Annotated in this window: 23 protein-coding genes; 10 read left to right on the top strand and 13 right to left on the bottom strand. The window is 63.9% G+C overall.

What is annotated here, in order from left to right; translation table 11 throughout:
• The first annotated feature begins 176 nt into the window (after nucleotides 1–176).
• Together KHP60_RS15025 and KHP60_RS15020 are read left to right on the top strand one after the other, a co-directional pair.
• Nucleotides 177–1,748 carry a S10 family peptidase gene (locus KHP60_RS15025; RefSeq protein ID WP_213565135.1) on the top strand — a complete coding sequence of 524 codons (1,572 nt, stop codon included), beginning with the start codon at nucleotides 177–179 and terminating at the stop codon, nucleotides 1,746–1,748.
• 4 nt (nucleotides 1,749–1,752) lie between these two features.
• Nucleotides 1,753–2,130, top strand: coding sequence for a hypothetical protein (locus KHP60_RS15020; RefSeq protein WP_213565134.1), 378 nt, complete (start codon nucleotides 1,753–1,755; stop codon nucleotides 2,128–2,130).
• 61 nt (nucleotides 2,131–2,191) lie between these two features.
• Here the strand turns inward: KHP60_RS15020 and KHP60_RS15015 are convergent, their stop codons facing one another.
• From KHP60_RS15015 to KHP60_RS14995, 5 genes are all read right to left on the bottom strand, one after another.
• Nucleotides 2,192–2,404, bottom strand: a complete 213-nt coding sequence (locus KHP60_RS15015; protein ID WP_213565133.1) for a hypothetical protein — start codon at nucleotides 2,402–2,404, stop codon at nucleotides 2,192–2,194.
• 473 nt (nucleotides 2,405–2,877) lie between these two features.
• Entirely contained in the window at nucleotides 2,878–3,153 is a 276-nt protein-coding gene (locus KHP60_RS15010) for a hypothetical protein (RefSeq protein ID WP_249688805.1), read from the bottom strand.
• Between the two features lie 359 nt (nucleotides 3,154–3,512).
• Nucleotides 3,513–3,695 (bottom strand): hypothetical protein, encoded by a 183-nt coding sequence (locus KHP60_RS15005; protein WP_213565131.1) that lies wholly within the window; start codon nucleotides 3,693–3,695, stop codon nucleotides 3,513–3,515.
• Nucleotides 3,696–3,870: 175 nt separating this feature from the next.
• Entirely contained in the window at nucleotides 3,871–4,260 is a 390-nt protein-coding gene (locus tag KHP60_RS15000) for a hypothetical protein (RefSeq protein ID WP_213565130.1), read from the bottom strand.
• 139 nt (nucleotides 4,261–4,399) lie between these two features.
• The gene (locus KHP60_RS14995) at nucleotides 4,400–6,277 is read right to left on the bottom strand and encodes an ABC-F family ATP-binding cassette domain-containing protein (protein ID WP_213565129.1); all 1,878 of its coding nucleotides are present in this window, start codon (nucleotides 6,275–6,277) and stop codon (nucleotides 4,400–4,402) included.
• A gap of 625 nt (nucleotides 6,278–6,902) precedes the next feature.
• On the opposite strand from KHP60_RS14995, the gene KHP60_RS14990 reads away from it, so the two are divergent.
• Nucleotides 6,903–7,589 (top strand): Crp/Fnr family transcriptional regulator, encoded by a 687-nt coding sequence (locus KHP60_RS14990; protein WP_213565128.1) that lies wholly within the window; start codon nucleotides 6,903–6,905, stop codon nucleotides 7,587–7,589.
• Here KHP60_RS14990 and KHP60_RS14985 read toward each other — a convergent pair.
• Nucleotides 7,549–8,250 carry a TetR/AcrR family transcriptional regulator gene (locus KHP60_RS14985; RefSeq protein WP_213565127.1) on the bottom strand — a complete coding sequence of 234 codons (702 nt, stop codon included), beginning with the start codon at nucleotides 8,248–8,250 and terminating at the stop codon, nucleotides 7,549–7,551. The genes KHP60_RS14990 and KHP60_RS14985 overlap by 41 nt on opposite strands.
• Before the next feature lie 149 nt (nucleotides 8,251–8,399).
• Here KHP60_RS14985 and KHP60_RS14980 point away from each other — a divergent pair, with 149 nt between their 5' ends.
• Together KHP60_RS14980 and KHP60_RS14975 are read left to right on the top strand one after the other, a co-directional pair.
• On the top strand, nucleotides 8,400–9,584 hold the full coding sequence (locus KHP60_RS14980; RefSeq protein ID WP_213565126.1) for an HlyD family secretion protein: 1,185 nt from the start codon (nucleotides 8,400–8,402) through the stop codon (nucleotides 9,582–9,584).
• 6 nt (nucleotides 9,585–9,590) lie between these two features.
• On the top strand, nucleotides 9,591–11,183 hold the full coding sequence (locus KHP60_RS14975; RefSeq protein ID WP_213565125.1) for a DHA2 family efflux MFS transporter permease subunit: 1,593 nt from the start codon (nucleotides 9,591–9,593) through the stop codon (nucleotides 11,181–11,183).
• Nucleotides 11,184–11,710: 527 nt separating this feature from the next.
• Here KHP60_RS14975 and KHP60_RS14970 read toward each other — a convergent pair.
• From KHP60_RS14970 to KHP60_RS14960, 3 genes are all read right to left on the bottom strand, one after another.
• The gene (locus KHP60_RS14970; protein ID WP_213565124.1) at nucleotides 11,711–12,757 is read right to left on the bottom strand and encodes an HlyD family secretion protein; all 1,047 of its coding nucleotides are present in this window, start codon (nucleotides 12,755–12,757) and stop codon (nucleotides 11,711–11,713) included.
• A gap of 7 nt (nucleotides 12,758–12,764) precedes the next feature.
• Entirely contained in the window at nucleotides 12,765–14,306 is a 1,542-nt protein-coding gene (locus tag KHP60_RS14965; protein WP_249688804.1) for an MFS transporter, read from the bottom strand.
• Nucleotides 14,307–14,469: 163 nt separating this feature from the next.
• Nucleotides 14,470–14,904 (bottom strand): MarR family winged helix-turn-helix transcriptional regulator, encoded by a 435-nt coding sequence (locus tag KHP60_RS14960; protein ID WP_249688803.1) that lies wholly within the window; start codon nucleotides 14,902–14,904, stop codon nucleotides 14,470–14,472.
• Nucleotides 14,905–15,128: 224 nt separating this feature from the next.
• Here KHP60_RS14960 and KHP60_RS14955 point away from each other — a divergent pair, with 224 nt between their 5' ends.
• From KHP60_RS14955 to KHP60_RS14945, 3 genes are read left to right on the top strand one after another with little or no spacing between them, the layout of a single operon-like run.
• Nucleotides 15,129–16,298: an ABC transporter ATP-binding protein gene (locus KHP60_RS14955; RefSeq protein ID WP_249688802.1), complete on the top strand. Its 1,170-nt coding sequence runs from the start codon at nucleotides 15,129–15,131 to the stop codon at nucleotides 16,296–16,298.
• A 2-nt stretch (nucleotides 16,299–16,300) separates the two neighbouring features.
• Entirely contained in the window at nucleotides 16,301–17,206 is a 906-nt protein-coding gene (locus KHP60_RS14950; protein WP_249688801.1) for an ABC transporter permease subunit, read from the top strand.
• Entirely contained in the window at nucleotides 17,203–17,997 is a 795-nt protein-coding gene (locus KHP60_RS14945) for an ABC transporter permease (RefSeq protein WP_213565121.1), read from the top strand. The genes KHP60_RS14950 and KHP60_RS14945 overlap by 4 nt, the downstream gene beginning before the upstream one ends.
• A gap of 131 nt (nucleotides 17,998–18,128) precedes the next feature.
• Here the strand turns inward: KHP60_RS14945 and KHP60_RS14940 are convergent, their stop codons facing one another.
• Complete coding sequence (locus KHP60_RS14940; RefSeq protein ID WP_213565120.1) at nucleotides 18,129–19,940, bottom strand: AsmA family protein; 1,812 nt, start codon at nucleotides 19,938–19,940, stop codon at nucleotides 18,129–18,131.
• Nucleotides 19,941–20,297: 357 nt separating this feature from the next.
• Between KHP60_RS14940 and KHP60_RS14935 the strand changes: the two genes are divergently transcribed.
• Together KHP60_RS14935 and KHP60_RS14930 are read left to right on the top strand one after the other, a co-directional pair.
• Entirely contained in the window at nucleotides 20,298–21,032 is a 735-nt protein-coding gene (locus KHP60_RS14935) for a CoA transferase subunit A (protein ID WP_213565119.1), read from the top strand.
• The gene (locus KHP60_RS14930; RefSeq protein ID WP_213565118.1) at nucleotides 21,032–21,712 is read left to right on the top strand and encodes a 3-oxoacid CoA-transferase subunit B; all 681 of its coding nucleotides are present in this window, start codon (nucleotides 21,032–21,034) and stop codon (nucleotides 21,710–21,712) included. The genes KHP60_RS14935 and KHP60_RS14930 overlap by 1 nt, the downstream gene beginning before the upstream one ends.
• A 90-nt stretch (nucleotides 21,713–21,802) precedes the next feature.
• Here the strand turns inward: KHP60_RS14930 and KHP60_RS14925 are convergent, their stop codons facing one another.
• The 3 genes from KHP60_RS14925 to KHP60_RS14915 form a co-directional block, all read right to left on the bottom strand.
• Nucleotides 21,803–22,939, bottom strand: a complete 1,137-nt coding sequence (locus KHP60_RS14925) for a DJ-1/PfpI family protein (RefSeq protein WP_213565117.1) — start codon at nucleotides 22,937–22,939, stop codon at nucleotides 21,803–21,805.
• 212 nt (nucleotides 22,940–23,151) lie between these two features.
• Nucleotides 23,152–24,852, bottom strand: a complete 1,701-nt coding sequence (locus tag KHP60_RS25675) for a methyl-accepting chemotaxis protein (RefSeq protein WP_213565116.1) — start codon at nucleotides 24,850–24,852, stop codon at nucleotides 23,152–23,154.
• 196 nt (nucleotides 24,853–25,048) lie between these two features.
• Entirely contained in the window at nucleotides 25,049–26,686 is a 1,638-nt protein-coding gene (locus KHP60_RS14915; protein WP_213565115.1) for an iron ABC transporter permease, read from the bottom strand.
• Nucleotides 26,687–26,839 lie beyond the last annotated feature (153 nt).

Below are 26,839 nucleotides of genomic sequence, written 5' to 3'. Positions count from 1 at the left end.
CACCTTCGTCATCACCGGCACAAGGCCGGTGATGACGAAGGTGCTGAATGTCCGGCCAGACTCTCGGGATGAGGCTGAGATCGATACAACGCACCCGGACACGAACTCTTCATCGCGCCGGAGCTTGCAACGGGAGGGATACTCTCCAGTTTCAGGAAGGCCACAAGGATGTCCCGATGAAACGAGCGATGCGCCTTCCTCTCTATGCTGTTCTTGCCCTGTCTCTGGCGATGCCCCTTGGGGCCGGAGCACAGGAGCAGGCAGGCAATCGGGAACAGCCACCTCAAGGTCAGCAGGAAGCGCGCCGGTCGCGGGCTGAAGCCAGGGATGCGCAGGCCCTGCCGCCGGAATCGGTGACACGCCACAGCCTGCAGCTTCCGGGACGGACCCTGTCCTTCACCGCAACCGCGGGTCATCTGGCGCTGACGGATCAGCAGGGCACGCCACAGGCCGAGATCGGGTTCGTCGCCTATACGCTGGACGATGCGGATCCGGCGACCAGGCCCGTGACATTCGCCGTGAACGGCGGTCCGGGTGCATCCTCCGCCTATCTTCACCTTCTCGCCGTCGGTCCCTGGCTGCTGCAGCTGGACGGCTCGACGATCAGCCCCTCGGCGCCGCCCGCCCTCGTGCCCAATGCGGAAACCTGGCTCGACTTCACCGATCTCGTCTTCATCGATCCACCCGGGACCGGCTACAGCCGCGTGGTCGGGGGCGATCAGGTGAGGGAACGGTTCTATTCCGTCGGTGGAGATATCGACGGGCTCGCCGCCTTCGTCATGCGCTGGCTGAAGGAGAAGAACCGGCTCACCTCGCCGAAGTTCTTCGTCGGCGAGAGCTATGGCGGTTTCCGCGGGCCCCTGTTGGCGCAGAAGCTGCAGAGCGACCAGGGCGTCGGCTTCAGCGGTCTGGTTCTCGTCTCGCCGGTGTTCGATTTCGACTGGCTCGAGCAGGGAACCGCAGGGGCTCCCTGGACCAACGCGGCGCTCCTGCCGTCCCTTGCGGCGGCAAGACTCTCCCGCACGGGGCCGGTGTCGCGGGATGCGCTCAGGGAGGCGGAGGCTTACGCGTCGGGCGAGTATCTCGTCGATCTCATGCGGGGTTTGCAGGACAAGCAGGCCGTTGACCGGATCAGCCGCAGGGTCGCGGACCTGAGCGGGCTCGATCCGGAACTGACGCGCCGCCTTGCCGGGCGCATCGACATGCGCACCGTTCAAAGAGAGTTGCGGCGCGGATCGTCCGAGATTGTCAGCGCCTACGATACCAGTGTGGCCATCGCCGACCCCAATCCGACATCCCAGTCATCGCGCTTCGAGGATCCGGTGCTCGATGCGATGACGGCGCCCCTGTCGAGCGCGATCATCCATCACCTGACGCATACCCTGAACTACAAGGCTGAAGGGCGCTACAACCTGCTGAACGGATCGGTCAACGGCGCATGGCGCTGGGGCGGCGGGCGCAACGGCCCGGAAAACCTCGACGAGCTGCGGCAGGCCCTCTCTCTCGACGGCCGGATGCGTGTGCTCGTCACCCACGGCTTCACCGATCTGGTGACGCCGTACTACGCCTCGCAGCTCCTCCTGAACCAGCTTCCCGAGCTCGGTCCCCAGAAGCGTGTGGCTTTGAGTGTTTACGAGGGCGGCCACATGTTCTATTCGCGGCAGGCGTCACGGCAGGCCTTCAAGGCCGATGTGCAGCGGCTTTTCGAAGAAGCCCTGCAGGCGAGGGCGGCCGATAACAAGGATTGATGGGATGCGTGTAAAGGTTCTCTCGAGTGTTGCTTTCGCGGCGTCGGTTCTGGCGGCCTGCACCAGCACGAGCCGCGCGCCGACTGCTTCGGCCGTGGCGACGGCTCCTGCGCCGGCCGCCCCATCGGGTCCCGTCATCGACGGGCCCATGCTCGGTCCGGATGGTCGCTGCACCGTAACGGGCTTCGGGACCGCGACCACGATCGAACCGGGCATCACCGAATGCGATCTCGTGCGCCTGAAGGGCAAGCCCGCGACGGACGTGCTCGTCGGGGAGAGCGGTAAGGGACAGCGCGAAGTGCAGGTGCTCTATTCCGAGCCGGGCGGCCGCGAGCTGTACTTCTTCGTGAACAACAGACTCGACCGGGTGGTGAAGCCCTAGTCGAAGCGCGCGATGCCCGGCCCCGTGCCGGGATCCGCGTCTTTCGGAAGGCTTGCGGTCGTTACGGCAGCCAGGCGTCGACGACGGGCAGACCGTCCAGCCGCAACTTCGGCCAGCCGAAGTGCTGCGCGCCGAGACCGTAGAGGCCGCCGCCGATGAACAAGGTCGCTACCCAGGCGACGGCGGCGACAGGCCAGCCGCCAAAGGCTCCCGCAATGCAGGCCGGGATCAGCGACAGCACAAGAATCCCGAAACTGATGTATCCGTACTTCACGATTGATTCCCGTTGATGATGTCGTTGATCGATACGTCCGAGACCGTCATGACTGCATATCATCATGCTGCGGGACGATGCCAGTGCAGACGGTGGCTTTCGACGCTTCATCCGTTTGTGTCGATCATCTGAGAAGGACGACGCTCCACCCGAGCATCGCAATGCCGCAGAATAGGCCGATCCATCGGAATACACGGGCCAGATTATCGTTGGCCGGGCTGGTGAGAGCGGATTCGGAAATGTCGTCGTGTTCGTCCATGGCGTGTCTTTGGTTCCTCCAGATTTTTGTGGGCAGCAAAACTCAAGCTCGAACAAGAGTCGAGCATCACCGGTTGCATGGCTCTGCCGATCCGACGCATAGCTCACGCGCGTCGCCGCGGGTGCGCATGAGGCGCATGCTTTAGACACGGCGAGCTCATGAGAGCAGCGGACCTTGCGAATGGAAACGGCACGTGAGGATTTCAGGGATTGCCTTAGCCTGCCCGCGTGCCGCAGCATCCGGTGCCGGCAGTTGCGCAATCGTAGAGATGCTTGATGTCGTCGAGGCTGCGGATGGCCGGTCCTGATCGTCTTTGAATGATCGCGCTCAATTGCCTGAACTTGTCGTCGGACCAATCTTCTATCACCAGGGCAACCGCCTTCTTGAGAGGAAGGGTCGCGATCTTCACCGGCATGAGGTCGGGGTTCCTGGATGGCCTGCCGATGGCGAACAGGTCGACGATCTCTTCAAGATCATGAGTATCGGTCAAAGTCCCCTCCATCCAGGCTCCAGGCGGGCGCAGTCACTGGCAGAGGAATGTCGCAGTCTACGGTGCGAGCGTTCAAATGACCATAGGAGGTAAGCGACAGCCATCATGGGCGAGCGCGCTTGCGGCTTTCGAAATCGGACAATCTCCTTATCGCCACACGCACGGGAACGGGGCCAACGGATCGTTATCGTTGCCAGGATCGACCGCACTGGCCCTGAGCGGGGCGAGCGGCACGAATGCATGCGTGAAGAACCGTGCAGTGCAATAGGACAGAACCTGATTCATCGTGGCCTCCATCAGTGGCAGCAGGAGGCTACCTCACGGATGGTCGGCCAGATGTGCTGTCCCGCACCATCTATTTACCTAACGGCATGTTGCGGGAAGCAGGTCACGCGTTTCCAATGCAGGCGAATTTTTCCTTTGGCCTGTGAACGGGCCGTATTGTCGTTGACGGCAAACGCCGAACTCTCCGTCAGATAGGCCATTGGCAAGAGGCCGTCCGAAAAGACTTTGTCGGTGCAGGCGGAAATCTGGATCCTCATCTGTCAGCCTCCCCCAAAAGGCTCTTACGAGAATACGTTCCTGCTCCGATTCTGCGTGGACCCCGAGTAGGTAACCCAAGCTCCCTGGGGGAGTAGGCAGGAGGGAGTATGGGTCGGAACCGTGCGCTCGCAGCATCGATTGCGCGGCTGCGAGCGCACGGTTCCGGGTCTCCTGTCAGTAGACGTCGTAGCGTCGGACTGGACGTTCATAGCCGCCGTCGTCGTCCCTGAAGCCGCGGTCGTAACCCCGCCGAGGAGGGGGGGCACGGTAGCCGTCGTCGCGCCACCGGTCGCCCCGGTCGTAGCGGCGGGCCACATAGGCGCAGCGCTTGGGCACGCCCGGAGCCGGATCGCCGAAGACCCGGTTCGAGCAAGGAGTGCCGTCGCGGACGAAGACTTCCGCGCTGCGTCCGGGAACGCCGTAGATGACGCGGGTGGGATAGGGGACGCGGCAGAACCCGTGTTCCCGCGCACAGGGCACCAGGCTCTGGGCCTGGGCCTCCGGCAGCGCCCCGAATAACGCACCGCTGGCCAGCACCGTCGTGGCCAATACCGCACGAAGCATGTTCGTTCTCCATGGTAAGAACGCCACTATACGGCTTCGAGGATGAACGATGTTATAACGGCGGAAGATCCGGTGCTCCTTCCCGGGAAAAGCTCATCGTTGGACGCCGAAAACCAAGCCCACCCTTCCGCACGACGCGCTAAGCGCTCGCTTCCTCGATCTCGCTGCTGAGCATCAGCCATTCCTCCTCCAGGGAGGCCAGGGTCGTGGCCGCCTCGCCGCGCATCCTGGACAGCTCCGCGGCCTTGGCTGGATCCTTCTGGAACGCGGTGCCGTCGGCGAGGGCAGTATCGATCTTGCCCATCGCGTCCGTGAGTTTCGCCATCCGGCTCTCGAGCGCCTCCAGCTTCTTGCGCAGAGGCGCCAGCGCCACCCGGCGTTCGGCGGCGGCGCGGCGCTCGTCGACCTTCGAGGCGGTGGGCGCCTGCGGCCTGTCGGGGCGCTTCTGCGGATCGAGATCGCCGGAGAGCACGAGCTGGCGGTAATCGTCCATGTCGCCGTCGAAGGGCTTCACGCTGCCGTTGCCGACGATCCAGAGCCGGTCGGCACAGGCCTCGATCAGGAAGCGGTCGTGGCTCACCAGGATGACAGCGCCCGTATAGTCGTTGATCGCCTCCATCAGGGCCGTGCGGCTGTCGATGTCGAGGTGGTTCGTCGGCTCGTCGAGGATGAGAAGGTGAGGGCCGTTGAAGGCCGCCAGCCCCATCAGCAGGCGCGCCTTCTCGCCGCCCGACAGGGCGGAGACCGGCGTGTCCGCCTTCGCGCCCGGAAAGCCGATCTGCGCCGTGCGGGCGCGGATCCTGGCGATCGGCGTGTCGGGCATCCGCTCGGCGACGTGGTCGTATGCGGTTGCCTTGGGATTCAGTTCGTCGAGCTGGTGCTGGGCGAAATAGGCCACGTCCATGCGGGTGGGCGTGCGCATCTCACCCTTCATGGGCGCGAGCCTGCCGCCGATGAGCTTGCAGAAGGTGGACTTGCCGTTGCCGTTCGAGCCGAGGAGAGCGATCCGGTCGTCGGGCGCGATCGTCAGGTTGAGGCGGTCGAGCACGATCCGCTCGCCGTAACCGACGGCTCCGCTCTCGACCGTGATCAGCGGCGGTGCGGCGGGACGCTCCGGACCCGGCAGGTTGAAGGGCAGCACGTCGTCTTCCACGATGGTCGTGATCGCCTCCATCTTCTCCAGCCGCTTGACGCGTGACTGCGCCTGCCGGGCCTTCGAGGCCTTGGCCTTGAAGCGGTCGACGAAGGCCTGGAGGTGCTTGCGCTCGGCCTCCTGCTTGGCCGCCATCTTGGCGGTGAGTTCGCGCTTCTCGGCATATTGCTTGGCGAACGACGTGTAGCCGCCGCGATAGATCGCGAGCTTGCCCCGGTCGAGATGGAGGATGTGGTTGACGCAGGCGTCGAGGAGCTCCCGGTCGTGGCTGATGACCAGCACCGTATGCGGGTAGCGCCCGAGATAATCGTAGAGCCAGAGCGTGCCTTCGAGGTCGAGATAGTTGGTCGGCTCGTCGAGGAGGAGCAGGTCCGGCTCGGTGAACAGCACGGCGGCGAGCGCCACGCGCATGCGCCAGCCGCCCGAAAAGTCCGAGCAGGGCCGGTTCTGCGCCTGTGAATCGAAGCCGAGGCCGTGCAGGATCGCGGCCGCCCGGGCCGGCGCGGAATGGGCCCCGATATCGGTGAGCCTGGTCTCGATCTCGGCCCGGCGGATGCCGTCCGCCGTCTCGGCCTCGGCCAGGAGCGCGCTACGCTCCCTGTCGGCGGCGAGCACCACGTCGATGAGGGATTCAGGTCCGCCCGGCGCCTCCTGGGCCACGGCGCCGATTTTCATGCCGCGGGGAAGGGTGACGCTGCCGCTCTCGGTGGCAAGCTCCCCCTGGATGATCTTGAACAAGGTTGTCTTGCCCGCGCCGTTGCGCCCGACGAGCCCCACCTTCGCGCCGGTGGGCAGGTTGAAGGAGGCGTGGTCGAGGATCAGCCGGTCGCCGATGCGGTAGGTCAGGTCGTTTATGTGAAGCATGCCGCCTTTTGGCGTGGGATGGCGGCGCTGGCAAGGTCCCAGGCGGTCTCAGGGGGCTGGTCCATGAACGCTGCCTCGTCGGGAGGAGCCTGCGGAGCCGGCGTCTCGAAGGAGGATCCGGAGTGCGCCGGAAGCACCCGATCCTTCGGGACACCGCCTGCGGCGGGCCGGACATTCACCTCGCGCCTCGGCCGTCGTCATCGGCCTTGTGTCGGTGATCCTGGATGATTGAAGCGCTGAGCCTCTCAGCATCGGGATGGCCGGGACAGGCCCGGCCATGACGGTAGGAGTACTGATGCGACTGGATGATGGAACCCGCTGGAAGAGCCGCGGCCTCTCACTCGCGCCTCCACGTCATCACCTCCGCCGTCATCACCTCCTCCACGTCATCACCGGGCTCGTCCCGGTGATCCCGATCCTGTGAGGCGTATGACGGCCATGCTCACGGAAGGATCAGAGGGCGCCGGCACGCTCCAGACACACTGCCTGCGCAGCCCATGGCCTCCTAGCCTAAATCGCCAGTGACAAAATCGTCGAGGACTGAGAAAGGGATAGGCGACATGACCGTACTGGCTATGGAAAATATGTGCTATAGCCAAGGATAGCATTCAGGGGGAGGAGACCGATGGCGCGGCTCGCCGGGATTAAGCTGTTCAAGGGACTGGACATCGACCTTGAGCGTTTCGAGTCGCGGGCCAATTGGCGCCGCTTCGATCCCGAAGAGGTCCTGGTCGACTTCGACGAGCCCTCCACGGACGTCTATTTCCTCCTCTCGGGCGAGGTCCGGGTCCTCATGCGCACGCCCTCCGGCAAGGAGGTCATCCTCTATGAGATGAAGCCCGGCGACCTCTTCGGCGAGCTTGCCGCCCTCGACGGCGTGCCGCGTTCCGCCAACGTCACGGCGCTGACCCGCGGCGAGGCCTGCGTGATGCCCGCTTCCGTCTTCAAGGAGCTTCTCTTCTCGCATCAGTCCGTGGCGGAGCGCCTCTTCTGCCTAATGGCCTCCCGCATCCGGGAGCTGAACGCCCGCTTCATGGAGCAGACCGTCCTCGACCTTCGGCACCGGCTCTATTCGGAACTCCTGCGCCTGTCGTCCCCACGGCAGGACCGGTCCGGGGAGCGTGTCATCACGCCGCCGCCTTTCCATCACATCGTCGCAGCCCGCATCGGCTGCCGCCGCGAGCAGATCACGCGGGAATTCACCATGCTGACCCAGGAGGGGCTGATCGAGCGCACGCGCGGCGCCCTGATCCTGCGGCAGCCGGACGTGCTTAAAGCCCGCGTAGCCGAGGCCCTGCAGACGGATCATTAGACGGGTCTTTCGGGCCGTAGGCCGCGAAAAACACCCGGAGCGCGTTCTCAACGTTCTTCTGGATCTCGGCCTCTGTCGGGGGCTCGCCCACGGAAAAGAGCAGGCGGCGCAGCATGCCTGAGACGCAAAGGTCGAGGAGATGCTGCGCGGCGACGCTCGTATCCTCGATGGACAATCGCCCGGCCGCGACCTGGTGATCGAAATAGGCGCTCAGACGGGCAATGCCCTGGCACGGGCCGGCCTCATAAAAGGCCTGTCCCAGACGGGGAAACTTCTCGGCCGCGCCCATGACCATTCGAATCGAGGAGATGTGCTCGGGCTTGCCCATGCGGCGCAGATAGTTGATGCCAAGCGTCTCCAGGGCGCCGCGGACATCGGGATCGTCGGCGTCGAGCTTGAACAGAACCTCGGCCAGCCCCCGCTTCTCTTCCGTGGTCAGAGCCGCGAAGAGGCTCTCCTTGCTGTCGAAGTAGACGTAGAGGGTGCCTTTGGAAACACCCGCGACCTTGGCGATCTCGCCCATGCTCGCGCCGTCGAACCCCTCTGCCAGGAAGACCTTGCGGGCACCCTCCAGGATCTGGCGCCTCTTGGCGCTTTCGGTGCTTTCTTCCCCGTGGGCAGAAAGGTTCTGATCGTGAGTACGGTGATGGACGGCGCTCATGGCCAATCTTGTTTCCTTTTGTGTTTCAGCTATTGACCGAACGGTTCGGTCAACTCATATATGGCAGGCATTCAATAGAGATCAAGGCTGCAACGATAAGCCCGAACCTTTTCGGCTCAAGGGCTTTTAGTTGGCTTGCAGAGGTTCATATGGTTTATCGGGACGAGTTTGAGCAGGGCGCCAAGGACGACCGCCCGGAGACGGCTAGGGAAGGACAGCCTGTCCAGGCGGCCGCTCCCGTCGTGACATCGCCGAAGGCCGACAGGAAGGGATGGGGCAAGAAGCCGGTCATCCTGGCCATTCTGGCGGCCGCCCTCGCGTTCGGCGGCTATGAGGGTTTCCACTGGTGGACCGATGGGCGCTTCATGGTTTCGACCGATGACGCCTATGTGCAGGCCGACATCACGATCCTGTCGGCCAAGATCTCCGGCTACGTATCCTCCGTCGCGATCACGAACAACCAGAGCGTCAAGGCAGGCGACCTGATCGCCAAGATCGACGACGGCGATTACCGCCTCGCTCTTCAATCCGCCAAGGACAAGCTTGCGACCCAGCAGAGCGCCATCACGCGCATCGGACGCCAGATCGAGTCGGGCCGGGCCTCTGCGGCACAGGCCGAGGCGCAGATCGCCAGCGCGCAGGCCGAGGCCGAACGGGCCGAGAGCGACTATGCCCGCCAGCAGCAGCTCGCCCGGTCCGACTACACCAGCCGCGCCGCGCTCGAGAACGCCAAGGCCGCCCGTGACCGTGCCAATGCTGAGGTCAAAAGCGCCCAGGCGGCGCTGGCCGCCGCTCAAGCGAATGTCCAGGTTCTGGCCGCTCAGCAGAACGAGGGCGAGCGCCTTGCCGCCGAGTACCGGACATCCGTCGAGAAGGCTGAACGTGATCTCTCCTTCACCGAGATCCGTGCGCCGGTCGATGGCGTCATCGGCAACAAGGCCATGGAGGTCGGCACCTATGTGCAGCCCGGCGCCCGTCTCGCGGCCCTCGTCCCGCTGACCAGCGTCCATGTGGATGCCAACTTCAAGGAGACGCAGCTCGTCTCCCTGAAGCCTGGTCAGAAGGTGCATGTGAAGGTCGATGCCTTCCCCGATTCCGACATTGTCGGCACGGTGGAGAGCGTTTCGCCTGCGTCCGGTGCGGTGTTCAGCCTGCTGCCGCCGGAGAATGCCACCGGCAATTTCACCAAGATCGTCCAGCGCGTGCCCGTCCGCGTCACCGTCAGCCCCGAGATCGCCCAGCAGGGTCTCCTGCGCCCGGGCCTGTCGGTGGTCGTCGACGTGGATACGCGCACTTCGGCCGAGCCTGCCAAGACGGCCAGCGTCAAAGAGTAAGACACAATGGCCGCATCGGCTGCCATCCAAGCCAAGCCTCAAGGCATGCCTGCCGCGAAGCCGGCGCCGCTCGACCGGCGCCGGACCTTCGCGTTCTTCTGCATGGTCTTCGGCATGTTCATGGCGATCCTGGATATCCAGATCGTCTCGGCCTCGCTCGCCGAGATCCAGGCTGGTTTGTCTGCCTCGTCGGAAGAAATCTCCTGGGTGCAAACGAGCTATCTGATCGCGGAAGTGATCATGATCCCGCTCTCGGGCACGCTGTCGCGCGTGCTGTCGACCCGCTGGATGTTCGTCATCGCGTCCGGCGGCTTCACGTTCATGAGCTTCATGTGCGCGACGGCGACGAACATCGAGCAGATGATCGTCTACCGTGCGCTGCAGGGCTTCATCGGCGGCGGCATGATCCCGACGGTCTTCGCCTCGGCCTTCACGATCTTCCCGCCGGAAAAGCGGCCGGTCATCTCGCCGATCATCGGCCTCGTGGCGACGCTCGCGCCCACCATCGGCCCGACGCTCGGCGGCTACCTGACGGATCTTTTCTCCTGGCACTGGCTGTTCCTCGTCAACATCGTGCCGGGCATCCTCGTCACGGTATCGACCTATCTGCTCGTCGATTTCGACGAGCCGGATTTCAGCCTGTTCAAGTCCTTTGACTGGGCCGGCCTCGGCTTCATGGCGGCTTTCCTCGGCAGCCTTGAATACGTGCTGGAGGAGGGGCCCAGCAACGAGTGGTTCCAGGACGAAGCGGTGCTGATCCTCTTTATCGTCTGCGTCATCGGGGCGGCCGGCTTCTTCTACCGGGCGTTCACGGCCAAGCAGCCGATCGTGGACCTGCGCGCCTTCGCCGACCGGAACTTCCTGGCGGGCTCGTCCTTCAGCTTCGTCATGGGCATCGGCCTCTACGGCCTGACTTATCTCTACCCGGTCTATCTGGCACGGGTGAGGGGCTATTCGTCCCTGCAGATCGGCGAGACCATGTTCGTGACCGGCGCCACCATGTTCCTCATGGCGCCGGTGGCGGGAATGCTGTCGCGCAAGATGGATCCGAGGCTCATGATGGCCATCGGCTTTGGTGCCTTCGCTCTCGGCACCTGGCAGATCACGGGCCTGACCAAGGACTGGGATTTCTGGGAGCTGTTCGTGCCGCAGATCCTCCGCGGCGTCGGCCTCATGATCTGCATGGTGCCGATCAACAACATCGCCCTCGGAACGCTGCCGCCGGACCGGATCAAGAATGCGTCGGGTCTTTACAATCTCACCCGCAATCTCGGCGGCGCGGTGGGTCTGGCGGTCATCAACACGCTCCTGAACGACCGAACCGACCTGCATCTCCAGCGCCTGCGCGAGAGCGTCACCTGGGACAGCTCCACCGCGATGGAGACCCTCAACGCCCTGACCATGAGGTTCCAGGGGCTCGGCATGGATGCCAACGCCGCGGCGATCAAGACCATGTCGAACATGGTCAGGCGGGAGGCTCTGGTGATGTCGTTCGCCGACGTGTTCCTGCTCCTGACCGTGCTGTTCCTGGGACTGGTCTGCGCCTTGCCCTTCATCGAGAAGCCACGCGCGTCTCCCGCAGGAGGCGGGGGACATTAAGGCGCCGGTCGGGTGCCCGTTCAGCGTCATCGCCGGCCGGCATCTGCGAGGATAGAGGGATCTACGCCACATGAAGCGTGCGGATGGATCCCTTCTCCATGGTGCGTCCCTCCGAGAGTAGCGCTGTCCCTGGTCATACGCTCCTTCGTCATGGCCGGCCTTGTGCCGGCCATCCCGACCCTATTAGGCGCTGTGCTCTTCGCGTCGGGTTCACCGGCACAAGGCCGGTGATGACGGGGGAGGATCCGAGGGCCGGTGATGACCGGGCGGGAACGGTGATGACCGAAGCGGGGTATGCCACTGTCCTGGGTCACACCCTCTCCCGTCATGGCCGGGCTTGACCCGGCCATCCCGATCGGAAGACTGCGGCGCCTCTCGCTATCGGGGTCACCGGGACAAGCCCGGTGATGACGTGGAGGAAGTGACGACGCGGAGGGACGAGCGAAAGGCTGCGGCTCATCCGGCGTCGTGCCGGCCATCCCGAACCTGTGGAGCGCCGCGCTACAGAGCGCATTTTCCTCAGTTGCTCAGGAGCGCTTTGCCCGCGTGTCCACGCTGACGATCACCGACATGCCGGGCGCAAGACGCTCCGTCAGCGCTTGTCCGGGATCGATGGCGATGCGCACCGGGACCCGCTGTGCAACCTTCGTGAAATTGCCGGTGGCGTTGTCGGTCCGGATCACGCTGAATTCCGAGCCTGCAGCCGGCGAGAAGCGCTCGATATGGCCTTTCAGTTCGGCATGCTGGAGTGCATCGACGGTGAAAGTGACGCTCTGGCCGACTTCCATGCCTGACAACTGGGTTTCCTTGAAGTTCGCGATCACCCAGATCCGTTCCGGCACGAGGGAGAGCAGCTGCGTGCCGGCAGAGACATACTGGCCGAGCCGTGCGCCGACTTCGCCGAGTTGCCCGTCCTCGGGCGCCACGATGCGCGTGTTCTGCAGGTCGATCTCGGCCAGCCGGACGGCGGCCTGCGCGCCTTCGACCGCCGCTCCGAGAGACTGGCGGTTGACGAGCGTGGAGGCGAGATCCTGGCGGGAGACGGTCAGCGCCGCCTCCGCTTGGTGCAGCGAGGCGGTCGCCTGATCCAAGGAGGCGCGGGCCTGGTCCGCCTGGCTCTGCGTTGCGACGCCGCGTTCCAGGAGTGGCGCGATCCTGTTCCAGCTTGATTCTGCTGCACTCAGAACCGCCCTGGCGCTGTCGACCTGGGCTTGGCTCGATTCGATGCGCGCCCGATCCGAGCGCTCCTTCTGCTCGGAATTGGTGAGGGCCGCCTGCTGGCTCGCCAGCGTGGCTTTCGCCTGCTGCAGCTTCTGCTCGAAGATCCGGTCGTCGATCTTTACCAGGAGCTGTCCGGCCTTGACGTGCTGGAAGTCTTGTACCGCCACCTCGGCGACATAACCGGCGAGCTGCGGGGCGATGACCGTGATCTGACCCCGCACATAGGCGTTGTCGGTGGTCTGGATCGAACTGGTGAAGGGCGGCAGCCGCCATGCGTAGAGCACGAGGGCGACGCCCGCGATGCCGATGATCGCGGCGATGATGGTGGCGGAGGAACGAAAGAATTTGGTCATGACGATGTTAGCTGACGGCCGGTTGCGGTTCAGGTGAGAGGCTTTTGCGGATCGCCCGGATCGCAAGGTGAAGGATCATCACTGCAATCGTGCAGGCGGCGAAGAGGGCGATGGCCAGGAAGGCGTCGTTATAGGCTAGCACGGTAGCCTCGCGGGTGACCTGCTGGCCGAGGAGCGCCACGCCTTCCGCGTTGAGCAGGGATCGGTCCGTGATCACCCGGCCAAAGGTCGTCGCAAGCTGCGCGATGCGCTGAGAGACGAGCGGGTCCGTCGACGCGAGATGGTCGGCCAGCGCCTGGAGATGGAACCTCGTGCGCCAGGTGATGAAGGTGCCGACAAGCGCTGATCCGATCACACCGCCAAGGCTCTGCGTCGTCAGGAAGACGACGATGAAATTCAGAATGAAGGTCGGTCCCCGCTTCAGCGCCAGCGTCAGCCCCGCCGCCATGGCGGGCGGCAGGAAGAGAACGCCGGCCGCAGCGATCAGGGCCTGGCTCACATACATCTGCTCGGGCCTCGTCAGGCTCGTCGCGTTGCTGTCCATGAGGGCGCCGACCAGGAGCAGGCCCAGGGCGACCATCTGGGCCGCATTCTCCCGGCCAGGCTTGACCAGGGTGATATAGGCCAGGCCCGCGGCGACGGAGGATCCGATGACCACCAGGGACAGGGTCGTCATCTGGTCGTTCTGCAGCCCCAGGACCTGGAAGAACGCGTAGGACCCGGCAGTCTGCTCCGACATGAGAAGACGGAAGATCAGGAGGATGCCGGCGAGATGCAGGATTTCCTTGCTGGTGAGCCAGCGGATATCCAGAAAGGGATTTTCGCGATTGAGCTCGATCACGATCGCGCAGGTGAGCGATGCCAGTCCGACGGCGAGCATGACGCCGAGCCAGGGCGCTTCGAACCACCAGTAGACCCGCCCCAGCGCGAACACCATGGCGATGAGGCCGAATCCGACGGCGATGAAGAGATAGCTGACGACATCGAGCCAGTGGATGACCTTGGCCCGGGGCGGCGGTGTGAGAGGCAGGAGATACACGGCCGCGAAGGCCATCATGGCAAGGGCGATCTCGAACAGATACAGGCCGTGCCAGTCTCCGACCATCAGAAGTTCGGGCGAGATCAGGCGGGCCAGGGGCGCGCCGATCGCGATGTTCGTGAGAACGAGCGGTTGCCCGATGCTCAGCTTCTTGGCCGGTGGAAGCGGTTCCAGCATGTACAGAAAGGCGAGCGTGGAAATGGGCGCCGCCGCGATGCCGCTGAAGAAGCGCACGATGAGAGCCGATTGCAGGTCCCGCACGAAGATGTGCAGCAGCATCACGAGTACGAACCCGAGAATGCTCAGCTCCGCGAAGTTGCGCAGGCCGAACTGGGCTCTGACCTTCACGAGAATCAGCGAGAGACTGACGTTCGGCGCCATGTAGGCGGCGATCAGCCATGTGACCTCGTTGGTGGTGGCACCGAGCGGCCCCTGAAGCTGGGGCAGGTTCGCCGCGGCCAGGTTCATTCCCAGCCCCTGGGTCAGGGACAGGAGGAGGGAGGCCAGCATATACAGGGCCGCCCGAGGCCGAGGCATGGGAGCAGGCGCCGCCGGAGGGGCGGGCGGCGCCTGCGGCTCCAACGGCTTCGAAGGGCTCTTGATCTCAGAGCCGTGAGCGTTGGCAGTACCGGTCGGATTATCGGACGCTGCTGTCACCGGAAGCACACCATCATCAGCTTGCGGCCTCGATGTTCCGGCCCATGGCGTGGAAAACGCGGATGGCGGCCTTTAGATCGTCTTCGCTGACATCTTTCAGGACATCGCTGCGGAATTCCTTGACGAGTGCGTCGACGTAAGCAGCCTGCTCCTGTCCTGCCGCCGTAAGGGCGATCTGCTTGGCGCGCCTGTCGCCGTCCACTGGCTGGCGCTCGATCAGGCCCTGCTTCTCCAGGCCATCGAGGAGCGGGACCAGGGTCGGACCCTCGATCTCGAGCGCATCTGCAAGTTCCGTCTGAGTCACGCAGTCCTTTTTGCCGAGAAGGATCAGGGCGCGTGCCCGTGCCAAAGTCAGCCCTTTGGCCCGAACGCGGGCATCGAACAGGGTGCGCATTTTCCGGCTGGTCTTCCAGAGTTCCTCGGAAAAGGCCGATTTGGAGGGAGTGGTCATGACCATCATAGGGGGCAAATTATTAGGGTCCTAACGATATGAGGGCCTGTTGCCGGGATTCCAAGGGAGCTTCAAGACCTGTGCGGCTCAAATCCGACAGGGCAGGGTTGCGTCAGATGCCGTTCTCAGGCCGGTGAACCGGGGCGTTTAAGTTGTTGTTCTTGGAGGCCGAACATCCTAGCTTGCCGGCTGGTTTTCTCATCCAAGGTCAAAGTCAAAACATCTTGCCTCCTCCGTTCCGCAAATCTGCCTCCGTTGGCGCCGTGCGCCGCGCCTTCGCGCCCTGGTCCGATCCCAATGCCAAGCCGCTCATCCGCTTCGATAACGTCACGAAGCGCTTCGGTGATGCGGTGGCGGTGGATCATCTCTCCCTGAACATCTTCGAAGGCGAGTTCTTCTGCCTGCTGGGCCCGTCCGGCTGCGGCAAGACCACCCTCATGCGCATGCTTGCGGGTTTCGAGACGCCGAGCGAGGGCAGCATCACCTTGGGCGACCAGAACCTCGCCGGCGTGCCGCCCTATCGCCGGCCGGTGAACATGATGTTCCAATCCTATGCGCTCTTCCCCCACATGAGCGTGGAGAAGAACATCGCCTTCGGCCTGAAGCAGGACGGCATGCCGAAGGACCAGATCGCGGAGCGCGTCGGCGAGATGCTGCGCCTCGTCCAGCTCGAAAAGCTCGCCCGCCGCTATCCGAGCCAGCTCTCCGGCGGCCAGCGCCAGCGCGTGGCGCTCGCCCGCGCGCTGGCCAAGAAGCCGAAGGTGCTGCTGCTCGACGAGCCTCTCGGGGCCCTCGACAAGAAGCTGCGCGAGGAGACCCAGTTCGAGCTGATGGACATTCAGCACGACCTCCACATGACCTTCGTGGTCGTCACCCATGACCAGGAGGAGGCCATGACCATGGCCGACAGGATCGCGGTGATGGACCATGGCCGGATTGTGCAGGTGGCGACGCCGGGCGAGATCTACGAGCAGCCCAGGACTCGCTTCATCGCCGAGTTCGTGGGCGACGTGAACATTCTGGAAGGCCATGTGCAGGGCCAGGAGAATGGCCTGTGGCGCGTGAAGACGCCGTCGGCGCAAGTGCCGCTCACCATCGACGATCCGGACGAGGTGCTGCATTCCGGACAGGCGGTGGCGATTGCGGTGCGGCCCGAGAAGATGGTGATCCAGCGTGACCCGCCGGGGCCCACCGCCATCAATGTGCTCACCGGCGAGGTGTGGGATATCGGCTATCTCGGCGACTGGACGGTCTATCGCGTCAGGCTCGCCACCGGCGAGATCCTGCGCGTCACCCGCGCCAACGCCTCGCGCTTCGTCGAGAACCCCATCGACTGGGACGAGCAGGTCTATGTCACCTTCGCGCCGGATGCGGCGGTGATCCTGGCGGAATAGCCATGATGGAACGCACCCTCACGCGACGCCTGACCGCGGGTCTCGTGCCCACCGTGCCTTATCTCTGGCTCGGCGTACTCTTCCTCGTGCCGTTCCTGATCGTTCTCAAGATCAGCCTGTCGGATCCCGCCGTGGCCCAGCCGCCCTACAAGCCGGTCTTCGAGTGGAGTGACATCGCCGGGTTCTTCAGCGGGCTCGATCTCGAGAATTTCGAACTCCTGACGCAGGACGACCTCTATTTCCGCGCGACGCTCTCGTCCGTCCGCATCGCGGCGATCTCCACATTGCTGCTGCTCCTTGTCGGGTTTCCCATTGCGTATGGAATGGCCCGCGCTCCGGAGCGCTCCCGCTCGCTGCTGGTCGCGCTCGTGATCCTGCCCTTCTGGACGAGCTTCCTCATCCGCATCTATGCCTGGGTGGCGATCCTGAAACCCGAAGGCCTGCTGACCCAGGCTCTCATGGAACTGGGCCTCATCTCCGAGCCGCTCGACATCCTCAACACCGAAACGGCAGTCTATATTGGCATCGTGTATGCCTATCTGCCCTTCATGGTGCTGCCGCTCTACGCCACGCTGGAAAAGATGGACGATACGTTGCTGGAAGCGGCCCTCGATCTCGGCTCCACGCCATGGCGCTCGTTCTGGACGATTACCGTGCCGCTCGCCATGCCGGGCATCATCGCCGGCTCGCTCCTGGGTTTCATTCCGGCGGTCGGCGAGTTCGTCATTCCCGACCTGCTCGGCGGTTCGGAGACGCTGATGATCGGCCGCCAGCTCTGGAGTGAGTTCTTCTCCAACCGCGACTGGCCGCTGGCCTCGGCAGTGGCGATCCTGCTGCTCATCGTCCTCGTCATGCCCATCGTGATCTATCGCGATGTCGAGGCGCGGCGCCTGGAGGCCCGGCCATGAACCGGCGCCTCAGCCTCTTCAACGTCACCTCGCTCGTGGTTGGCTTCGCCTTCCTCTACCTGCCGATCCTGCTGCTGGTGGTCTATTCCTTCAATGCGTCCCGCCTCGTCACCGTGTGGGGTGGCTTCTCTACGCAATGGTATGGCGCGCTCTTCCGCAACCAGGCGCTGATGGAGGCGGCCTGGGTGACACTGCGTATCGCGCTTCTGTCGGCCACGCTGGCGACGGTTCTCGGCACCCTCGCGGCGCTCGCGCTCACGCGCTACGGACGCTTCCCGGGCCGGACCCTTTTCACCGGCATGGTCTATGCGCCCATGGTCATGCCTGAGGTCATCACCGGACTGTCGCTGCTGCTCTTCTTCGTGGCCATTGATCTCGATCGCGGATTCTGGACGATCACGCTCGCGCATACGACGCTCACCATGTGCTTCGTGACGGTGGTGGTACAGTCGCGCCTCATGACCTTCGACCGGTCGCTCGAAGAGGCCGCGATGGATCTCGGTGCGCCGCCCCTGCGGACGTTCTTCTCCGTGACGCTGCCGCTGATCGCACCGTCCATCGTGGCGGGATTCTTGCTCGCCTTCACGCTGTCCATGGACGATCTGGTGATCGCGAGCTTCAATGCGGGCCCAGGCGCGACGACCCTGCCCATCAAGATCTACAGCCAGGTACGGCTCGGGCTTTCGCCGGAGGTGAATGCGGCCTCGGCGATCCTGATCGGAATCGTCACGCTGGGCGTGATCTCAGCGACCCTGCTCAGCAAGCACTCGGTGCTGCGCTCGCGCCGCTAGAGCATCGGTCCCAAAGGAGGAATGCATTTTTGGGCCCGATGCTCCTTGCCTGAATTGCGCATCGTTCTTCGCGGAAAACCGTGTCCACATTTCACTGGCCCGGCCCTTCGGGTCCGCACGATGCGCAAAGCTCACTGAGCGGTGACCTGGGGCCGCTGCTGGGTGCCGGGAGCCCGTTGGGAGGGAAAGAGGGGCTTGGCAGCGCCCGAGCGCTCGATAAGGGAGCGGACTTGCGGGGAGACCGCGACGTTGTCCCAATCGCCCGCGACGTTGAAGATAAGGGCGGGCGACTGATCCGCGGGAGCGTCAGCCGGCGAAATCTTCGCAGTCATGCTGAGGGTGCGGTCCACCAGAAGTACTTGGCCCTGAAGGTCGGCCTGAACGGCAGGCCCCCTGAGATGGGCCTCCGCGAACTCACCGACACCATTCTTCACAACCACCTGTGCCTGCGCCTTGTCGAAGGGTGTACGGCCACCCTTCCAGTTGAGCGAGGCGAGCAGCGGGCGCTTCTCCACACGGCGAAGAGCGTCATCGAGGGCGATGCCAACGATCTCCCCATCGGTGACCTCCACGGACGAGCGGCCTTGCGCCTGGCGGATCACGTCGGCTGGATTCTTGCCAAGTCCCTCGAAGCTGAACTGCCCATCGGCCCGGCCGGTAATCCAGCGCGGCTCCCCTATGGCGGCAAGGAAGGGGGCGATCTTCACCCCCGCAAAAGTGCCCTGGCTCTTGAATTCGACCTCGTCGTTCTGCCTCACCAGAGACAGGCGGCCTTTCAGGCTGCCGTCCTGAAAGCCGGCGCGTCCGATGGAGGCTTCGATCCGACCCGGCTGCACGAGCACGCTGGCAGCCATGTCGTCGAGGCTGAGGCGTCCGAGACTGGCACTCGCTGCGGAGAGACGGAGATCGAGGTCGGTGCCGGTGGTCTGCGTCAGGTCGATAGCCTCCTCGCTCCAGGAGCCGGAAGACGTCCGGGCCTGTGAGAAGGGGGCGAACAGGTCAGACAGGTTGAGCGTTTCTGCGGCGAGCGTGCCGGTGATGACGGGCCGGTCCGTATCGAAGCGGACGCCCATGGTGCCTTCAAGCTTGTCGTCTCCCAGCATCACCGAAACGGCGGGCCAGGACAGGCGGCGGCGATCCATGGAGAAATCACCTCCGATGGAGACCGCCCGCAGCAGCGATCCGAAGGGCAGTTCCACGCCGCTCCAGCGGGTGAAATCGCGCACGGACTTGGCCTGAACGGTGCTTTCCCCCGTGATCCGGGGGGGTTCGCCGAGCTGAGCCTCGCCTTCCGCCGTGATGCGTGCGGAATGGGTGGAGAGTGTCAGGGTAAAGGGGCTGATCCGGTCGGATACCAGAAGATCCGGGAAAACGGAGGCCTGTTCGAGGGAGACCACCTCATCCTGCCAGAGGGCGGATCCGGTCATAGACAAAGGCTCGGCGGCGTCGGCCCAGCGGACGACGAGGTTGAGCTGGTCCAGGTTGGCTTCCTTCAGATCGGTCCAGCGCAGGGTGGATTTGCTCACGATGAGACGCCGGGCATAGGTCTCGCTCGACCGGTTCTTGAGGATTTCCGTCCAATTCACTGATTGGAGTGCCTGGAGCGATCCCGTGATGCGCGTTTCGGTCAGGTCGAAATCGGAGAGCTCTATCCGGCCGAAGAGCAGCGGCAGGAGGCGCAGCTCGCCTCTCAAGGTGCCTCCCTCCGCCTTGAGGGCCTGATCCGGGAACTGAAGTACCACGTTCTCGAACTTGACCCGGGGGATAGGCAGGACGGCGAAGATGCTGCGGCCTTTAACTTTCAGGTCCAGCCCATATTTGTCCTTCACATGCTGCGTCAGCTCCGCCGACAGGCCGCCGCCCGGCAGCGTCCAGGGGGACGCCGCCGTTCCGAGAACGGCGAGCGAAATCAGCGCAATAAGAAGGACAACGCGGCGGGACATGGGATGAATGTTGTAAACCTTAAGCCCTGCCTCGCAAGCGGGGGTGAGGGGATATCCTCAGGCACGGCCGAGATCATGAATCGTTTCCATATATCCATATGAAGGGATTGTCTAAATTGAGGCCAAGTTGCAGGGTGGCCGCCATTGGTACCGAGCGGCATGTGGCCAAAACGTCGCAAGCTGCTCCCGAGGTTTTTCCGCGAATGCTCAAGCGCATCGCACGGACGAGGGGATCCGTTTTCCTCCCCGATCGGTGCGTCAGCCAGGATCAGGGCATCGGATCGAGTTCAAAAGTGCCTTCCACTTTTGGGCCCGATGCTCTAGCGAGCATGAATATGCCCATGGGGAGAGGATTTGATGGATAAGGTTTACAGCGACGCGCGGGCCGCGCTGGCCGGGGCGGTCAAGGACGGCATGACCATCATGGCCGGGGGCTTCGGCCTCTGCGGCATTCCGGAGACGCTGATCGAAGCAATCCGTGATTCGGGGGCGAATGACCTGACCTTCATCTCCAACAATGCCGGCGTGGACGGGGTCGGTCTCGGCCGCCTGCTCGAGACCCGCCAGATCCGCAAGATGATCTCCTCCTATGTGGGCGAGAACAAGCTCTTCGCCCAGCAGTACCTCTCCGGCGAACTGGAGCTGGAGTTCAACCCGCAGGGCACCCTGGCCGAGCGTATCCGCGCCGGCGGCGCCGGCATTCCGGCCTTCTACACCAAGACAGGCGTGGGCACCCTCATTGCGGAGGGCAAGGAGGTGCGCGAGTTCAACGGCGAGACCTACGTCATGGAAACCGGCCTTTTCGCGGACATCGCCATCGTCCACGCCTGGAAGGGCGACACGGAGGGCAACCTCGTCTACCGGAAGACCGCCCGCAACTTCAACCCAATGATGGCGACCGCCTCGCGGCTGACCATCGCCGAGGTGGAGCATCTGGTGGAAGCCGGCGAGATCGACCCGGATTGCATCCATACGCCGGGCATCTTCGTGAAGCGCATCGTGCATGTGCAAAACCCGGTCAAACACATCGAGCAACGCACGACCCGCAAGCGCGCCGAGGCCGCGCCTGCCGGAGCAGGGGAGGAAGTCTGATGGCCTGGACCCGTGACCAGATGGCCGAGCGCGCGGCCAAGGAGCTGCGCGACGGCTTCTACGTGAATCTCGGCATCGGCATCCCGACGCTGGTGTCGAACTACATCCCCAAGGGCATGCGCGTGCAGCTCCAGTCGGAGAACGGCATGCTCGGCATGGGGCCGTTTCCCTTCGAGGGCGAGGAGGACCCGGACCTGATCAATGCCGGCAAGCAGACGATCACCGAGCTGCCGACCACGAGCTATTTCTCCAGCTCCGATTCCTTCGGCATGATCCGCGGCGGCCATATCGACCTGTCGATCCTGGGCGCCATGCAGGTGGCCCAGAACGGCGATCTCGCCAACTGGATGATCCCCGGCAAGATGGTGAAGGGCATGGGCGGCGCCATGGATCTCGTGGCGGGCGTCAAGCGCGTGGTCGTGGTCATGGAGCACGTGGCCAAGGCCAAGGACGGCTCCGAGGATCCGAAGCTCCTTAAAAGCTGCAACCTGCCGCTCACCGGAACCGGCGTGGTGGATCTCGTGATCACCGATCTCGGCGTGTTTGCCATCGACAAGAAGGGCGGCACCGGCATGACCCTGATCGAGCTGGCCGACGGCGTCACCGTGGACGAGATTAAGGCCAAGACGGAAGCCGACTTCAAGGTCGCCCTGAACGGCAGCCAGTCCAGCGCCGCATAGCGATCAAGGCTTCGTCGCGCTGATCAAATGCTTCCACATAGGCCTCGGGTCCGCCCGGGGCCTTTTCTTTGCTCCTGAAAGTTGGAAACGCTACCTCGGGTATTCGAGCTGCATAGCGACCAGATCGGCCGTGGGCACTCCGTAGCGGGCTGCGATTCCCTGCAGGGCACGATCCAATGCTTCCGCCGGCCGTTGGCTCCCGATCGCCGGCAGCAGATGCTCCGCGGACCAGCTCGTCGCAACCTTGTCGGGGATGATGCGGATGTGGCTGCGAGTCTCAAGCGGATCTTCTGTCCGCGCGAACGTCACTGCGCGTGACCGGTAGGTCCTCGACCAGGCATCCGCCACGAGGGCAAGGGACACTTCGTCGGCGCCAGGTCGAAGATCGATTCCGAGCTGCTCGCGATTCCAGAAGGCGAGCGTATTGCCGATGGCCGTCAGTGCAAAAGGGCGCGTGAACGTGAACGCATCGCTCTCGTGGCGCGCGTCCCATTGGGGGAGGCCGAGATCTCGGGCGACTGCTTCGGCCCTGTTCCGACCTGCGATGGCTTCGATCAGGGTGAGCGCCATCGGCATGGAGGCCGTGATCCCCGTCGTCGTCGCAACCCCTTGGTCGACCACCAGCCGCCGGTCCGCGACATAGCGGATCGCGGGATGCTCCTTGCGGAGTTCATCGAGATAATACCAGTGCGTCGTCGCCTGCTTGCCGTCCAGCAGCCCGGCCGCGCCGACGACCTTAGCGCCTGCGCAAACCCCGATGACCGTTGCGCCCTTGATGGCCTGGTTCCTGATCCATTGCAGCGCGGCGGGGTCGTCGTCTCGGCTCATGGCGGGAACGATGACATAATCCGCGCCATCCGGATGCCGCGTGTCGAAATCCGCGACCGTCATATCCGGCACGACCTTGAATGCGGGATAGAGTTTCACTGGTCCCGGTTTCGTTGCCAGCGCCACCACATTGGCAACGTCCGCCCGCCGGAGGATGCCATAGGGCATGAGATAATCGGTTGTCTCGGTCGCATCATTGATGCCGACAATTGCGATGAGAGGGCGCCGGCGTTTGGGCGGCTTCAAGGCCGCGATCGTGGCATCGGTCTCTTCCTTTGCGATCGGCGGCGCGGCGCCGCCATCCTGCGTCGGAGGCAGGGAGATGATCCAAACTGTCCCGATTGTCGCGAGGAGTGCGGCGACGCCCAGACCGCTCCACAAGACACGCCGCTTCTTCATGCCACTCATGCTCCGATGAGCCTGCCGTGGGATATCTTAAGTCGTGTCCTCGAGGTGGTCCACTGTATCCCGCTTGGCGGGGTCGCCTCTTCACAGCTCCGTCAGAAACCCGGCCCGTCGCCCGCTACGCGAAAGAAAGGCCCGGTTCGTGAACCGGGCCTTCGTATCGGGATGACGTCTGCCGCCGATGCAGCGCTTTCATGCGCGTGGAACTACGCCGCACGCACCCGCTGGATAAAGTCGGAAACCTGTCGATGCAGAGCCTCCGACTGGTGCGTCAGGTCGTTGGCAGCCCGGACGATCTCGTCCGACGCAGACCTCGTTTCCGAGGCGGCGTACCTGAAGCCTTCCACGTTGGCCTTCACCGTATCGGTGCCGTGCGCCGCCTGAGTGATACTGCGCGCGATTTCGGAGGTCGCCGCCCCCTGCTGGTCGACGGAAAGGGCGATCGCGCTCGAGATGCTGTTGATCTCCTCGATGGTTGCCGTGATGGAGTTGATGGCGCCGACGACTTCCGAGGTCGCGCTCTGGACCTCCTGGATCTGCTTCGAGATATCGTCCGTCGCCTTGGCCGTCTGCGAGGCGAGGGTCTTCACTTCGGAAGCCACCACGGCAAAGCCCTTGCCGGCCTCGCCGGCACGGGCAGCCTCGATAGTCGCGTTGAGGGCAAGCAGGTTCGTCTGGGCGGCGATGTCGTTGATGAGGCTCACCACCTCGCCGATCCGCTGCGCGCTGGAAGCCAGTCCCGATGCGACGTTGGCCGTCAGGGTGGCTTGGCTCGAGGCCTGATTGGCAATTCTGGCGGCGGATTCCACGCGGGACGCGATCTCCTGGATGGAGGCGGACAGCTCCTCTGCAGCGCTTGCCACCGTTCCGACGTTCGAAGCGGCCGACTCGGAGACCACGGCGACCTCGTTCGACTTATGGCTGCTCTCCTCCGCCACCGAACTCATCCGCGATGCGTTCTGCTGCAGCTGAGTTGCGGCGGCGGAAACGACGTGGACGATACCCAGCACTCTGCTCTCGAACTCGTCGGCGAGGCGGCTCATGGTAGCCCGCTTTTCCGCCTCGGTGACGGCTTTCTGCGTCTCCTGCTCGCGTTCGAGATTCTGCATCGCGATCGTGTTCTGCTTGAACACCTCCACGGCGGCAGCCATCTCTCCAACCTCGTCCTTCTGGCCGATGGAAGGCACCTCGACCCGTATGTCTCCTTGTGCCAGCCTCAGCATCACGGATGTGAGCGAGCGGAGGGGCCTGAGGGAGCGCACGTTCCAATAGGCGAAGCCCGCGCCGACGATGACGGCGATCGTGCCGATGACGATCATTAGCAGGGCGAAGCGGCTCACGATGGCTTCGACTTCGGCTCCGATCGTCTTGTTCCGTGCTTCCTGGAAGTCGATGAAGCGGTTGATCGCCTTGAGCCAATCGACGAATGCAGGCCGCGCTTCGTTGAGAAGGATGCTGTGGGCCGTCGTTCCGTCGCCTTTCTGCCGAGCCTCGATGACGCGCGCGACGAGCGGCATCGTGCGTGCCTCGACGGCCTTGATGTCGGTGAGGAGCCGGAGATCCGCCGCACCTGGGTCCGAGCCGGCGAACATCGCATCCATGGGAATGGCGGCCTTGGCGTAGAACTCCTCAAGCTGTTTGATTTCGGCCAGTGTGGCCTCAAGCTCTGCCGGCTTGCTGACGAGGACCACGTCGCGCAGGCTGATTGCCCGGTCATGGACGCTGCCGCGGAAGTTGATGGCAAATCTCTGCTTGACGCTGTTGATCTCGTTCACTTCACGCAGATTTGCATTTACTGTCGATATCTCGTTGATCGCCAGGGACACCGTTCCGACCAACGATACCAAGACGATTGCAAATCCAACAACAAGCCTGCTTACGATTTTTGATTTTCCGGTATTCTTCACTTATTGCCCCCCAGACAGATAACAATGAATAATTCACGCTTCTGGTTAATGAATGAAGAACGATTAACGCAAAGGAATAGGTCTTATTTACCTAGATACTTGATCCGGTATGCTATCGAGGCCCATCCGGCCTGGCCGCGGTGCCGCTTGGAAGTCGGAACGGCACGCGGGTCTGCAGCCGAGCATCCTATGGGCTTCAGGAGCCCGATGCCGAACTGACTGGGCTCACTGCCACTCTCGGCCGGCCTTCGGCGCTACGCACGAGTTGGATCACCGGGAGGAGGCCTACCAGGACGATCACAAGGGCAGCGAGGGATCCGTCTTCGAAGCGGCCGCGGGAAGCATGGGTGTAGACAAGAGTCGAGAGCGTTTCCGTATTAAGGGGCCGCAGCAGCAGGGTCGCCGGCAGTTCCTTGATGCAATCGACGAAGATGAGCAGGGCGGCGCTGGCGAGCGCCGGGCGCATCAGCGGGATCTGGATCGCCCAGACCATTTCCCGCCGTGACGCGCCGAGGGCGCGAGCCGCATCCTCGAGGCTCGACGATACCCGGTCCAGCCCGGCCGACAGGGAGCCGGTCGCAATCGACAGGAAGCGGATCACGTAAGCAATGACGATGCCGCCCGCGGCTCCCATGAGCAGGAGGCCGAGGCGCTCCCCGGTGAGGCTGCGCCAGAGGGTGCCGATCAGATTGTCGATCCCGACCAGCGGCGTCATCAGTCCCAGAGCGAGCACCGTGCCTGGAAGTGCATAGCCTAGGCCCGCGACGAAGAGCGCTCCCTTGGTCAGAGAGTTTTTGGACAAGCGGGCTGCCGAGACCAGCACGACGGCGAGAATCAAGACTGCGCAAGTTGCCACGACCGAGAGGCCGATAGTCGTCATGAAATGAGCGAGGAAATCCGCATTGAACTGATCGAAGAGGCGGCCGCGGAATGTCTCACGCAGCAGGAAGGCCGTTGGCAGAACGAAACCGAGGACAACCGGCATGGTGCAGAGGACGGTCGCAATCCAGCCGCGTGCCCGGAGGAGAGGAACAGGATGCACATTGCGGTGTCGCTTGGGCGAAGCGGCATAGCGCCGGTCTCGCCGGCCGTAGCGCTCGATCAGGATCAGACTCATCACGAAAGCGAGCATGACGCAGGCGATCTGCGCCGCGCCAGGGAGACTGCCGCGGTTGAGCCACGTGTTGTAGACCGACACTGTCAGCGTGCGCACGCCCAGATACTCGCTTGCGCCGATGTCGTTCAACGCCTCGAGAAGCGCGAGCGACACGCCGACCGCAAGGGCAGGGCGGGCGAGGGGAAGTGCAATGATGCGGAAAAGCTTGATGCGGCTTGCGCCGAGGGTCCGCGCCACTTCCAGCAAGCTGGCGCTCTGCGTCAGGAACATCGCGCGTGCCGCGATATAGATGTAAGGGTAGAGGACGGCGGACATCACGAGGATGCAGCCGGGGAGCGAACGAACCTCCGGAAACCAGTAATCGCTTCGCGACTTCCAGCCCATGACGTCGCGCAGAGCCATCTGCAAAAGACCGGCGGAGTCGAAGATCTCCACGTAGATATAGGCGGTGATGTAGGTCGGCACGGCGAGCGGCAGAGGCAGCAGCCATACCAGAATGCCACGACCCGGAAAGAGATGCGCGGTGACGAGCCAGGCCGCCGTAATGCCCATCGAGCCCGCCACGATGCCGATCCCTGTCAGCAGCGCCAGGGTATCCATGGTGCTGGCCGGCAGAACGTTTGCGATGAGATGCGGCCAGATCTCCGCGTCGCCTTCGGCGGCGATGCCGATCAATGCGGCAAGCGGCAAAAGAACGAGTAAGCCGATAGCCGCCACGGCAGCCGAGAGCCACCAGGGAAGGCGCTTTGCCTTTCGTCGGGAAGGGAGGCCGAATGCAGTCTGGATTTTCGTGATCACGGTCAAATGGAAACGGCGCCGCCGTCGCCGGCGGCGCCTCTCGGGATGATGAGAGGGCGACTGGACAAGCCG

Source organism: Microvirga sp. 3-52 (assembly GCF_018383585.1).
Classification (GTDB): Bacteria; Pseudomonadota; Alphaproteobacteria; order Rhizobiales; family Beijerinckiaceae; genus Microvirga.
This window is presented reverse-complemented; position numbering and strand designations above follow the sequence as displayed.